This window comes from Spiroplasma endosymbiont of Atherix ibis (genome assembly GCF_964020005.1).
Classification (GTDB): domain Bacteria; phylum Bacillota_I; class Bacilli_A; order Mycoplasmatales; family Mycoplasmataceae; genus Spiroplasma_A.
Window position 1 is genome coordinate 278,548 of sequence record NZ_OZ026474.1, and the last position, 12,314, is coordinate 290,861.

Below are 12,314 nucleotides of genomic sequence, written 5' to 3' on the forward strand. Positions count from 1 at the left end.
TATGCCAAAAATGAAGACAAAAAGCTCTTTAGCAAAAAGAGTTAAAAAAACTGGTGCAGGTAAATTAAAAAGAGGTAAAGCTTATAGATCTCACTTAGCACAAAATAAATCAACAAAACAAAAAAGACATCTTAAAAAAGCAACTTTTGTCTCAGCTGGAGATATGAAACGTTTAAAAGGATTATTACAAAACTAAAAATAGGAGGTAGAACAATATGGCAAGAGTAAAATTTGGTAAAGTAACTAGAGCAAGAAGAAAACGTTGAATTAAAAGAGCAAAAGGTTACTATGGAACAAAAAAAGCAAACTATAAAAAGGCTCATGAACAAGTTTTACGTTCTATGGCTTATGCTTTTGTTGGACGTAAACTTAAGAAACGTGATTTTAGAAAATTATGAATTATTCGTATAAATGCAGCTGTTAGACCATTAGGTTTAAGTTATTCAAAATTTATGAATGGTTTAAAAATAGCAGGAATTGATATTAACAGAAAAATGTTATCTGAATTAGCAATTCATGAACCAAAGCAATTTGAAGCAATTGTAACTTCATCTAAAAAAGCATTAGATTATAAAAAATAATACAAATGAGCTTATTACTCATTTTTTATTTATGATAAAATGTTGTTATATTTATAAGAGGTAAATTATGGCAAAAATTTTAGAAAATAATGAAATTGAATTTACAAAAGAAGATTTAGAAGTAGCTTGACAAAATTCTCCAACTCTAATTAACAAAGATGAAAAAGACTTTAGAATGTGTTTTATTTGTAAATTTTTTATGATTAGAGAGAATTTTAAACAAGGAGATTTATCTTGAATTTGTGAATTTATTGATTTAAAACATTTTAGTTTAGAACCTACAAATTTAATTGCAATTCATCCAAACTGTAAAGAATTAAGACATAAAGATGATTGCACAAAAATTGTTAAAAAAATAAAGGCTGTAAAATGAAATGCAGTTTAAAAAAGTAGAAAATTAATTATAGAATACTATCTAAAATAAGTGTTTAAATTTAAAAACAGATATTTTTTTTATAATAATTATAATAAATATAATATAAACTAGTAAATTTAGTTACAATAAACAATAAATTAAGTAAGTTTAGCAACATCACTTATCATTGAGGCTAAAGTTACTTTTTATAATTCATAGCAGTTTAGTTAATATTAATAAAATTAAAATTGATCAAGAAGAGTAATTAATAATAGTTTTAAGAGAAATATATTTTAGTACAGGAAAAAGAATGGAAATCAAGTAAAGTTGATGTTTATATAGTTTTTATTGTAAAAATCAAAATTAAGAAGATGAAATTAAATTATAAGTAATAATTTTTATATAAGACAAGTTACTAAAGTAAAAGGAAAAATTAAAAAAATAATGTAATAAAAACACAGAATTACTTAGAATCTGTGTTTTTATTAATTTTAAGTTAATACTTAGTATTTATGTATTGCTATATTATTTGTTATTTTCTTTTATAATTAATTCCAGTTAAATTTTGAACTTTTGTAAGTTTTTTTCTAGCTATTTTTTTAGCTTTTTCAGCACCTTGTTCTAATCAATTATCTACTAAATTTGAATTGCTTAATTCTTTAAAACGTTTTTGAATTTTTTCTAATAATTCAACTACAACATTTGTAACTTCCTCTTTTAAAAATCCATAATCTTTTCCTTCAAAGAACTTTTCAGTTTCTTCAATTGATATATTTTTTAAAGCAGAGTATATTGTTAATAAATTACTTATTCCTGGTTTATTTTCTCGATCATATTTTATTAAATTTTCTGAATCAGTTACTGCTGATTTAATTTTCTTTTTAACTTCATTTATATCATCTAAAAGAGCAATATAGCTTTTTGGATTTATAGCTGATTTTGACATTTTTTTTGTTGGATCTTGTAAATCCATTATTTTTGAACCAACCTTAGGAGTATAGTCTCCTGGAATTGTAAACATTTCTCCAAATTTATTGTTCATTCTTTCAGCTATATTTCTTGCTAATTCAATATGCTGCTTTTGATCTTTTCCAACTGGTACAAAAGCAGGATCATAAAGTAAAATGTCTGCTGCCATTAAAACAGGATAAGTTAATAAACCTGTTGGAATATATTCAGTTCCATTTTCTGATTTTACTTTGGTTGATTTATCTTTAAATTGAGTCATTCTTTGCAATTCTCCAATTGTAGTATTACAAGTAAGTATCCATGCAAGTTGTGTATGTTCTAAAATTTCACTTTGAACAAAAACTGTTGATTTTTCAGCGTCCATTCCACAAGCAAAGTATAAAGTTACCATATTTTTTATATTTTGCCTTAATGTTTCTTTTTCGATTGGTGATGTTATTCCATGTAGATTTGCAACAAAAACATACATCTCAAATTCATCTTGAAGAGCAACAAAGTTTCTCATTGCTCCAATATAATTTCCTAATGTCATTTGCCCAGTTGTTGTTATTCCAGATAGCATTATTTTTTTATTCATATTTTTTACTCCTTGATTTACAAATAATATTATACAATCTTTATATATTTTTCTTTTAAAAATAAGTAAAATTAATTATAGTTTAGAGGTGAAATTGGTGTTTTTTTTTAGCATAATTAAAAATGATTATAAAGCTACAAAAGAGGTAGTTTCAAGTTTAAGAGAAAAACTTGAAAAAAGAGGTTGAAAATATAGCGAGTTGAATCCTAATTATGTTTTTATATTTGGAGGAGATGGAACTTTTTTAAAAGCTGTTTCAACTTATAAAGATAAAATAAAAGATATTGAATTTGTTCCTTTTAAATCTGGGGGAATTGGTTTTTATACAAATAAAAATAGAGTAGAAAATATTGACAATACAATTAAATCAATTGAAAGTAAAAAATATCAAATAAATAATTTTGAACTATTAGAAATTAAGACAAAAACAAAAAACTTAATAGCTACAAATGAAATTAAAATTTTAAATGAAAAAAATCCTTTGTATGTAGAAATATATATAAATGATGAATTTTTAGAAAGATTTCATGGAACAGGAATAGTGGTTTCAACTTCAAATGGAAGTAGTGGATATATGAAATCAACAGGGGGAGCTGTAATTCTCTCAAAAGATAGTCAAATTTATCAAATGCAAGAATTAGTACCTGTAAGTACAAATAAGTTTAGAACACTAAATGCACCTTTAATTTTGAATAATAAACATGTATTAAAATTCAAATTTGAAAAGCAATCAAATGAAATAATGATAATTGACACTGTAGAGTATCCAATTGATGAATTAGAAATCGAAATAAAACCTTCTAAAATTAATATAAAAGTAGTAGCAGATGGTAACTATGTAAGTAAAATAAAAATATTGAGAGATATTTTTATAAAAGATAAGGAAAGTATAGAATAAAATGAATTCAACTATATATATTTTATTGGCTATAGCTTTTGCAATTTGTTTTATATCTTTATTTGCATATTTTTCAATAACAAAGTTTATTAAAAATAAAAAAGCAAAGTTTGGAATTGACACTATTGAAAGATCTTCAACTATTTATAATAAAATTTTAATAGAAATTGGAACTATAGATAATATTGATGAGATTAAGGAAGATAAAATAATAGTTTTATCTAATCAATTAGTAAACATTGAAAATTTAAAAAAAATAAAAATAAAAGCTCAATTAATAGAAAAAGAATTAACTTTAACATCTAAAGAATTTGCTATTAAACTTTTTATTAAAAGATTAAAAGAAGATATAAAAAAATAAGATAAAATTATCTTATTTTTTTATTGTAATTGTATATGTCACCTTGAAGTGTTTTTGCATTGTAACCTAATTGACTGAGAAAATTAGATACTTGACCACTTCTATTTCCAGCATTACATACAGTTACAATAGGTTTATTAGTTTGATTGTATTCCTCAAGATATTTTTTAAAATTTTCTAAAAATTGATCTATATGGATATTTACTGCTCAACTAAAATGAGGAAGCGTTTGAAATTCTGTTCGAGTTCTTACATCTAATGTAAAATATTTATCCTTATTTTGTGCATATTCTTCTACTGAAATAAACATACTATGACGTCCTTTCTCGTAAATATTTTATTGTTTTATTTAAAAATAAAACAATATTTTTATTGTGCGTATAACAAAGAATTAGGGGCAAATAGGAAAAGACGATAAATATCGTCTTTTTTTGTTCTTTTGTAAAACCAAATAAACACTTCGTATAAATATTGAAAAGAGATTTTAATATGCATGCAAGAATAGAATTTAAATATATGAGTTTTTCCAGAGGTTCTAAAGAATTTAGACTTTTATACAAAATTGAAGAATTTAGTTCTTATCAATTAGAATGAGAAGAAATCATTAAATTTGAATTACCTATTTTCAGTAAAGTTAAAGAATGTCTAATTTGATTAAAAAATAATTTATATGAAGTGTATGAAATGCTGGATCTAGAAATTCCATTTGAGGCTATTGAATTTAAATTTCAAAGAAGTCCAAAAAGTATGGGAGTTGATTTATATGAATAGTTACTATTTAGGAATCGATATTTCTGGAACTGGAACAACCTCAATTTTTGATGGTTTTAATATTCATACATTTTTTAGTAAAGAGTGAAAAGAACATTTTAAATTCATACAAAGAATTAGAAGTCTATATCCATCAATTAATGAGTGTATTATTTTTGAAGAAATGAGACCCTTACAAAATAATGTAGCTAATACAGATATGGTTTCATATGCAAAGTTAATAGGTGCTATCGAAATTAAATATAAAAATATATTTAAAATTAATTCATTTATGATTAAAAACTTTAAAGATAAAATTCGAAATAATAAAAAATCAATTGATGAACTCATATTTAAGACTGGTCGTGCTAGGGGTTGATTTTGGTGCTCCAAACGCATTAATGAGCATGAAGTAGATGCAATTATCATTTACTATTATGGATCAGCAAAAAAAGAAAATCAGATAAAAATTATTTAAATCCTATTTATATAGATTGGGTAGAGACACCTTATGCGACTTGCGAAAGCAGCAAAATTGTACTCCGGTTATGGTATACGTGAACCATTAGAGACCGCATCTATTAAAAGGCGGGGTAGTTTTGGGGTTGCGCTCAAAACACGTCTAGCATTAGCTAGAGGTAGATAGTTTTAACTATGGCAGTCTGAACTCTTACGAGTTGCAAAAGCGAGACTCCTGAAAAGGTTTTTGGGGCAGAAAATGTAAATTATGCTCGCGTGCATGCTGGCCGTTGCGTGGTGACGGAAAGAATGACACTTTGCTCTTTTGTAGGGCAAAGTGCGTCTAACCTTAGCGGGCTCTGGAAAGAATGTGATTTTTTTCGAAGGTTTTTAATAATTCAAGAAAGGAAAAATATGAAAAATAAATGTCAAAACATTAAATGTAACAAAGAATTTAGTTATTATCCAAACTCAAGCTATTTAATAGCTAAAGGTAAAGTTTTAAAAGTTTGTAATGAATGCAATTTAATTGAAATTTCATTACGTTTAAAAAAATTATATAAAGGTCCAAACAGAAAGATAATGAAGCATATTGAATAATTAATTGGAATTATTGATACTCAATCTAAAACTATTTCAAATTTAATAATAGATAAATACAGAGGTGATAATAATGGATAAAGATATAATTAAACACAATCTAATACATCTATCGGGCCAAGTCTACTCTAACCCAGAAGAACATTCTGGTAAAAATGCTAACGGTTCTGGTGAATGATTAATTAGAAAAATTAAGATTATATTTGATAATAATCAATGAATAGATCTAATTTTTGAAGATTTAGAATTATGAAATAAATATAAAAAAATTCTAATTGGTTACTATATTGAAGTTAATGGATTATTAAAAAATTCATTTAATAGAAAAGCTAATCAATCCAAAGCTCAAATTGAAGTTATTGAAGTCTTATATACATGTCCAATTAAAACAACAACAAAAAATAAGTTTTTAATGTCTAAAGATACCTTGCAAAAAAGAAAATTGAAAATAAAAGGAGATAAATAAATGACTAAAATTCAAAATGATTTTTATGATATTTTAAATCAATTTCTAAAATATAAAAACAATTATAATAAATTAGATTTTAAAACTCAATGAGATACAAATTTTAAATCATTATCTACAAGATTAAAAGAATCAGATTTATTGAATAATAATTTATATATATTTGGAAATACTGGTGTTGGTAAGACTTATTTTTCTCAAGAATTAATTAATGGAAGAGGAATGTATTATAAGTGATATGAAATAATAAATGATGTATTAAATGGTGATAATAAAATTAGAAAATACTTTAATTCAGATATTATAGTTATTGATGATTTTTTATCTAAAAAACCCACTGAATATAATATTAATATATTTTATGAGATAATCGATACAAGATTAGAAAACAAAAAACAAACAATAATTACTACAAATTATAGTCCAAAAGAGTTTAAAAATATTTTACAAAATTTAGGAACAATAGAGCATTATTTACAAAATAGAATATCTAGCAGAATGAATTTATTTGATTTTTATGAATTTAAAGGAAATGATAAAAGAAAAAAATAGATTTTAAAGATTTCTTAAATTCTTCTAAAAAACCAAACCTCTTTATTTTTAAAGAGGTTTTTTTATACTTAACTTATTGGTGCTCACCAAATGTTAAAGGATAAACAAAAATGACAGAAGAAACAAAAGTAGATGAAATTATTCAGGAGACTGCACCTGAAACTTCTGAGGAATTAGATAAATCAAAATCTTCTAATGAAGAAGAAAATCAAACTGAAGAAGTACAATTTAGTGATGAACAAAAAGCAAAAATTAATGAAATTATTAAAGAAAATATTAATAATAAAAATATTGAAATTTTAGCTTTACAAGATTCATTAAAAGATAAAGATTATCAAATTCAATCTTTAAATAATCAATTAATTCAAAAAGAATTATTTTCACAAAACTTAGATATCACAGATACACAATTAGAATTTATTAAGCAATTGGTCAATAATTTTACATTTGCAAATATTGAGGAAATTGTTAGATCTGTTAAAGAATTAATTGGAAAACAAGTCGAAATAGTTGATGAACAAGACTTTGGCGGAAAAAAAGAAAAAATATATATAGATCCAAGTAATCCTCTTGGATTAGAATAGGAGAAATTATGGCATTAAAAGATTTTAAAAATCAAAAAGGTTTTATTGATCTAAACAATGCAACTTCAAGAACTGAAGTTGTTCAAGGAATTTATAATGAAGTTTATCCAACAAAAATTGGTTTTGAAGATTTAATTCCTTTTGAAACTGTTAGAGAACGTAATCAAAGAGTTACTAGAAGAAAACCTTTAAAATTTACAGTAACAACAGGTGAAGATATTGGTAAAATTTATGAACAAAAAGGTGTAATTTTTGAAGAATATTCAAAAGCTGAATATATAGAAGAAAATATCACAATTGATAAAGCATTTACAATAGCGAGAAAATATTCACCACTCGAAACTTTAACACCAGAATTAATTGCAGCTGATTTATCATAGGCCGCTGTCGCTGAAACTCAGTATAAAAGAAAAGCATTATTAGATACAGCATTAGAAGCTCATAAGTTAGTTTTAGGTAAATTAGATTTAAGAAAAGATGCTTTAAAAATTCATGATAAAATAATTGATCATTGTTATGAAATGGGAATTAATATTGAAAACTTATGAATTTTTTCAGATATTGAATTAAATAGAGGTTTTAGAGACCAATTAAAATTAACAATTGGAGCAACACAACAAATTCAAGATGTATTAGACGGTAAAGACGTAACTATATCAGGTATTCAATCATCAGTTGAAGGAATTAATTATGTTGGTATTCCAAAAAAAGTAGCAGTATTAGATCCCACTGGCAAAGCTGGAGTTACTACAAATTTATTACCAAAAGGAATAATTGTTTATTTAGTTGAAATGAATCCACAATATCGACCATTTAAAGCTATGGAATGAACACATACGCCATTAAGATGTAAAAAAAATCCAGTCGGTAATGGAGAGGGTTCTGTTGATATTATGGAATATGCAAAAGGTTATGATGTTAAATTGATTGAATCATTAAAAGTATTTGCTGTTACTGTTGAACCTGAAACACCAGAAGAATCAGAAGAATAGTTATACTATTCTTTTTTATTAATTAAAGGAGAAAAACATGGTTGGTACTAAATCTTTAAAATTAAAAATTATTAAGAATAATAATTTAAAATTAACTAATTTAAAAAAAATACAAGTTGATTGGTAGAAATTCTTAAGATAATTGGAGTTGGAGTTTTAGCAGCTGCACTTGGAGCTGTTGGTCAAGCATGAGCTAGTGTAGGACTAGTTGCTATGGGCGCAGGAGAACTTGGAGTAGGAGTCGGGGCTGCATTTGTTGGGGCATCAGTAGAATTTGCTACAATGACTGCATATGATGCTATTACTGGTAATTTAGATCCATTGAGTTTAGCATTAAATGCATTATCTTTTGCAAAAGTTGGTAAAGTAGCTTCTACTGAAGTAAAAATGGCTAAAGCATTAAAATTAGCAGAAGTAACTGGTTTATTTAAACAAATTGCTATTAAAGCAGGAGAAGTTAAAAATTATACTGATTTATTAAAAGTTTTATAAGGTAAAAAAATTGTTTTGAAACAAACAATTTTTGATTTTTCAAAAGGAATTAATAGAAGTGATATTCTTCAAATGTTTTCTACATGATCTACAAAAAATGCGGTATCTAATATTTCAAAAATAATGAAAACACAAAAAGGAATATTAGCTTCAAAATTAGATGATTTAATTAAATTACAAAATATTCTTACAAATATTAATCCAAAACTATTTCCTAAAATTCAGTCAAAATATTGAAAAGAAGCTAAAGATTTACTAGCTAGAAAAGGGTTAAAACCTAAAGATTTATTAAATGATTCTAAATTTAGTAAATTAGTTTTATCAGCTCGTACAAGTGCAGGTAATGTATCTGGTCAATTAATTTGATCACTTTATAGTTTAAGATTTACAAAATCATTAGACTTACAATTATCAGCAAAATTAATGAAATATATTAAAGGTGCAAATAAAGCACTATCATATTTAGATTTACAAAAGCATTTTAATAAAATATTGTCTAGTACTGTTGATATAGTAATGAAACCAATACAAAAAGTAGTTACTAAAATTAAGAAAAAATTAATTAAAAAAATTGATCAATTAATTAAAAAAATGGGTATATCAAAATTAGGTAAAGCAACATATAAAAATATCGATAAAATTTTAATCCCTGTAATTTCTGAATGAATTTTAGGTTATAAAGTTAAACCTTTGCCAACAGGGACATATACAGTAATTATTTATTTTAAAAATTTAAAATATAAACCAAGAATATTTTATTGAAATCAAAAAGAAATGATGTTATGATTAACAGTATGCAATAAACAAAAGGTAGGAGAATATTATAAACAAAACTTAGAGTTAGGTTATCATTTAAAAAATTCTTCTATTTTGGGTGCATTAAATTTTTTACCGCCTATAATAACTGGTTTTATTAAAGAGGGAATTAAAACATGAAAGGAAATGAATAAAATTATTAATACATTTAAAACTTCTCCTAAATCATATTTAAATGATGCAATGAACAATGCTAATAAATTATTAAATTCAAAGAAAAATAATTTTATAGTTGCTACAGTATTTTTTAGAGGTGTATTAAAGAATTTTTTAAATGATAAATCAAATAAAAACTATTTTAGAAATTATTTAATCAATAAAGGAATACAAAAATTTAATAATAAAATTAAAACAATACACTAATTCTTCTAAAAAACCAAACTTCTTTTTTTCTTAAAAAGAAAATATATTATTTTTTTATAGGAGGAATTCATATGAATAAAAATAAAAAATTACGTAATTTTGTAATTTTGAAAGTATTACCTTTATTGTTATCATTAGGTCTTTCAATTGGTATTGGTTATATGATAAATGCTATACCCTTTATCAATAAACTAGATAAATCAGATACTATTGCTATTATTGTAGGATTTGCAGTAATTTCAGCTTTTATGTTTTTTGGATTATTTTATAAAGCGATTCAAATGCTAGATAAAGCTCGTGCAGAAAAAGCAATTGATGCAAAAATGATGCTTGGACATAGAATTGTATCAGCTGATATTTCAAATGCAAAAGAAGCTAAAGAATATGCAAAAAATAAAAAACTTGAAATGGAAAAAGCAATTCAAGAACATAATGCAGCAATTAAAACTGCTAAACATTTTGAAAGAAAAGCAAAACATATTAATGAAATTAAAACAGTTTAAAAATTAAAAAGGTTCAAAATTAACTGGACCTTTTATAATTAAATTATGTAAAACCAAATAAACACTTCATATATATTATATAGGAGTTTTAATATTATGTATACAAAAAGCAAAAATTTATTATCTAAAAATTCAATATCTAAATTTAGTATAGATATAGAAAATATTAACAAAATTGGATTTACCTGAGATTTATTTATTAATTTAGTTCCATGACCATTCAGAAGATTTATTTGTACTGGCAAAAAAGATAGGATAGCAGAAACTGCTCGTTATACTGGAAAGAGTTGATTATTTGCTCTTGATAAACTTTTTAGATTAATTACATTTAAAGATGAAAATTCAATTGTTGGTCGTTATAATTTTTCAACGCATAAAAATACTACCTGAGTTCAATTTCAAAAAGTAGCAAATTTATTAGAACAAGAATTTGATATCCAAATTGGACCTGAAAATATAAACGGATTAAAATGAATTATGACAAAAGATGAAGGTTATATTTTATGAAATAAAAGAAAAATAAAATTTGAATCTATTGGAAAGTTTAAAGATTCTACACTGGGTATGGAATTTGTTGTTGGGGTATTAGGTGGAATTTGAGTTGATGAAGCTTCTAAGCAACCAAAAGAATCAACAACAGAAGATATTGGTAAATTAATATATGATAATGCAGATACAATTTTAGGTTCTGCTGTTCGTTCAGAATATTCTGGTTTTAATGAACCAATACCAGAATTTGTAACTGAAATTCCTGTTGTTAATGAAGATGGTTTCTATGTTTTAGATCGAAATGGTAAAGAGTTTCCTGTATGAGATGAAAAAAATAGAAAATTAATACAAGTGAAATTTAAAACAGAAAAAATAAATTATTTTAAAACAACACATTTATATTTTTCATTAAACGGTTGAGATCCTGAAAATATGTTACATGAAAAATATTTTGAAGATTTATAAGAATTAAACTTTGAAATTAAACAGCAAATGCTAAATTTGAATTCTGCATATTTTGAAGATAAGAATTTAGATTGCGCTTTAATTAGGGCAACATCATGAATGGCTAAAGCATGTGGAATTATGTCTTCAAGAACTGAAATGCATTTGATAAATGTAATGGTGAAAAACCCAGGTAAAGCAGAAGGGATAGTTCTAGGATATATTGCAGAAGATGATAATTTAAGTTTATTTACATATAGACCACATATGGATAATACAAATATTTTTAATTTAAAAGACTCGTTGACTGATAAGAAAACAATATTAATAGATAAAAAGGAATATATAATAAAACATTTAACATTTGGTTTAGATTGAGGTTTTTCAAAAATAAAAGCAAAAAATTCAGCAATAACAGTTGAAGGCTATTCTGATTGAAATAGTGAACATAAAGCATATGAGTATACATTTTCATTGGGAGATTGACATGCAATAACAAAATCAAATAAAGTAGATTCAGAAGAAATTAAAATTCTAAATGCTGCTAAATTTATCTATGAGACTTTTAATAAATGAAAGAGATATTTACATTATATACCTATAGTATGATATGACTTACAAGATAAAGTAACTGCATGACAAGTTCAAAAAGAGTTAGAAAAATTGGGGCTAAAATTTAATTTTTTACCAGGTGCAAAACATGTACAAAAGAAATGAGATAGATCAGATAGACAAGCTTGAATGCAACAAATTTTAGCTTCAAAAAGATATTTTATAGATCCTAGAATTTCGCCTTTGCTTTATAAAGAAATAACACAATCAAGATTAGCTAAAGGTAGTTTACAAGCGGACAAAAATTCAAAAGATGATGCAATTACTGCATTAGGGTATTAAAGAACGATGACTAGATATCATGTTAAAAAATCTTTTATCTTCTAAAAAACCAAACCTCTTTATTTTAATAAAATTGATTATTATAATTGCAGTAACGTGACAAATGCAAAACACGCGTAGCAAAAAAACTGTTCCGCCTTTTGTTCTCTTTGGGGAGCAAGCCGGAGCG

General features: G+C 24.7%; 20 protein-coding genes. 18 read left to right on the plus strand and 2 right to left on the minus strand.

The window, feature by feature from the left end:
* Position 1 precedes the first annotated feature (1 nt).
* From rpmI to AACK92_RS01510, 3 genes are all read left to right on the plus strand, one after another.
* Positions 2–196, plus strand: coding sequence for a 50S ribosomal protein L35 (gene rpmI, locus AACK92_RS01500; RefSeq protein ID WP_100916314.1), 195 nt, complete (start codon positions 2–4; stop codon positions 194–196).
* 19 nt (positions 197–215) lie between these two features.
* Positions 216–581 (plus strand): 50S ribosomal protein L20, encoded by a 366-nt coding sequence (rplT, locus tag AACK92_RS01505; RefSeq protein WP_339021334.1) that lies wholly within the window; start codon positions 216–218, stop codon positions 579–581.
* Positions 582–648: 67 nt separating this feature from the next.
* Positions 649–966 carry a hypothetical protein gene (locus AACK92_RS01510; protein WP_339021335.1) on the plus strand — a complete coding sequence of 106 codons (318 nt, stop codon included), beginning with the start codon at positions 649–651 and terminating at the stop codon, positions 964–966.
* A gap of 502 nt (positions 967–1,468) precedes the next feature.
* Here AACK92_RS01510 and trpS read toward each other — a convergent pair.
* A complete protein-coding gene (trpS, locus tag AACK92_RS01515; RefSeq protein WP_339021336.1) occupies positions 1,469–2,482 on the minus strand; it encodes a tryptophan--tRNA ligase in 1,014 nt (337 codons plus the stop codon).
* Between the two features lie 97 nt (positions 2,483–2,579).
* Between trpS and AACK92_RS01520 the strand changes: the two genes are divergently transcribed.
* Together AACK92_RS01520 and AACK92_RS01525 are read left to right on the plus strand one after the other, a co-directional pair.
* Positions 2,580–3,380: a hypothetical protein gene (locus tag AACK92_RS01520; RefSeq protein WP_339021337.1), complete on the plus strand. Its 801-nt coding sequence runs from the start codon at positions 2,580–2,582 to the stop codon at positions 3,378–3,380.
* Position 3,381: 1 nt separating this feature from the next.
* Entirely contained in the window at positions 3,382–3,741 is a 360-nt protein-coding gene (locus AACK92_RS01525; protein ID WP_339021339.1) for a hypothetical protein, read from the plus strand.
* Between the two features lie 7 nt (positions 3,742–3,748).
* Here AACK92_RS01525 and AACK92_RS01530 read toward each other — a convergent pair whose 3' ends face one another.
* Positions 3,749–4,051: a rhodanese-like domain-containing protein gene (locus AACK92_RS01530; RefSeq protein WP_339021340.1), complete on the minus strand. Its 303-nt coding sequence runs from the start codon at positions 4,049–4,051 to the stop codon at positions 3,749–3,751.
* 206 nt (positions 4,052–4,257) lie between these two features.
* Here AACK92_RS01530 and AACK92_RS01535 point away from each other — a divergent pair, with 206 nt between their 5' ends.
* The 13 genes from AACK92_RS01535 (at position 4,258) to AACK92_RS01595 (ending at position 12,145) form a co-directional block, all read left to right on the plus strand.
* On the plus strand, positions 4,258–4,512 hold the full coding sequence (locus AACK92_RS01535; protein ID WP_339021341.1) for a hypothetical protein: 255 nt from the start codon (positions 4,258–4,260) through the stop codon (positions 4,510–4,512).
* Positions 4,505–4,969 (plus strand): hypothetical protein, encoded by a 465-nt coding sequence (locus tag AACK92_RS01540; RefSeq protein ID WP_339021342.1) that lies wholly within the window; start codon positions 4,505–4,507, stop codon positions 4,967–4,969. The genes AACK92_RS01535 and AACK92_RS01540 overlap by 8 nt, the downstream gene beginning before the upstream one ends.
* Before the next feature lie 176 nt (positions 4,970–5,145).
* Positions 5,146–5,550, plus strand: coding sequence for a hypothetical protein (locus AACK92_RS01545; RefSeq protein ID WP_339021344.1), 405 nt, complete (start codon positions 5,146–5,148; stop codon positions 5,548–5,550).
* Between the two features lie 73 nt (positions 5,551–5,623).
* Positions 5,624–6,016, plus strand: coding sequence for a hypothetical protein (locus tag AACK92_RS01550; RefSeq protein WP_339021345.1), 393 nt, complete (start codon positions 5,624–5,626; stop codon positions 6,014–6,016).
* Positions 6,017–6,568: an ATP-binding protein gene (locus tag AACK92_RS01555; RefSeq protein WP_339021347.1), complete on the plus strand. Its 552-nt coding sequence runs from the start codon at positions 6,017–6,019 to the stop codon at positions 6,566–6,568.
* A gap of 110 nt (positions 6,569–6,678) precedes the next feature.
* Positions 6,679–7,152 carry a hypothetical protein gene (locus AACK92_RS01560; RefSeq protein ID WP_339021348.1) on the plus strand — a complete coding sequence of 158 codons (474 nt, stop codon included), beginning with the start codon at positions 6,679–6,681 and terminating at the stop codon, positions 7,150–7,152.
* Positions 7,153–7,160: 8 nt separating this feature from the next.
* Positions 7,161–7,532, plus strand: coding sequence for a hypothetical protein (locus AACK92_RS01565; protein ID WP_339021349.1), 372 nt, complete (start codon positions 7,161–7,163; stop codon positions 7,530–7,532).
* A 141-nt stretch (positions 7,533–7,673) separates the two neighbouring features.
* A complete protein-coding gene (locus AACK92_RS01570; RefSeq protein ID WP_339021350.1) occupies positions 7,674–8,144 on the plus strand; it encodes a hypothetical protein in 471 nt (156 codons plus the stop codon).
* A gap of 120 nt (positions 8,145–8,264) precedes the next feature.
* Positions 8,265–8,636, plus strand: a complete 372-nt coding sequence (locus AACK92_RS01575; RefSeq protein ID WP_339021351.1) for a hypothetical protein — start codon at positions 8,265–8,267, stop codon at positions 8,634–8,636.
* A 15-nt stretch (positions 8,637–8,651) separates the two neighbouring features.
* Positions 8,652–9,815, plus strand: a complete 1,164-nt coding sequence (locus AACK92_RS01580; RefSeq protein ID WP_339021353.1) for a hypothetical protein — start codon at positions 8,652–8,654, stop codon at positions 9,813–9,815.
* 71 nt (positions 9,816–9,886) lie between these two features.
* Complete coding sequence (locus AACK92_RS01585; protein WP_339021354.1) at positions 9,887–10,318, plus strand: hypothetical protein; 432 nt, start codon at positions 9,887–9,889, stop codon at positions 10,316–10,318.
* Positions 10,319–10,414: 96 nt separating this feature from the next.
* On the plus strand, positions 10,415–11,272 hold the full coding sequence (locus tag AACK92_RS01590; RefSeq protein ID WP_339021355.1) for a hypothetical protein: 858 nt from the start codon (positions 10,415–10,417) through the stop codon (positions 11,270–11,272).
* A 27-nt stretch (positions 11,273–11,299) separates the two neighbouring features.
* Positions 11,300–12,145 (plus strand): hypothetical protein, encoded by an 846-nt coding sequence (locus AACK92_RS01595; RefSeq protein WP_339021357.1) that lies wholly within the window; start codon positions 11,300–11,302, stop codon positions 12,143–12,145.
* The last annotated feature ends 169 nt before the right edge of the window (positions 12,146–12,314 follow it).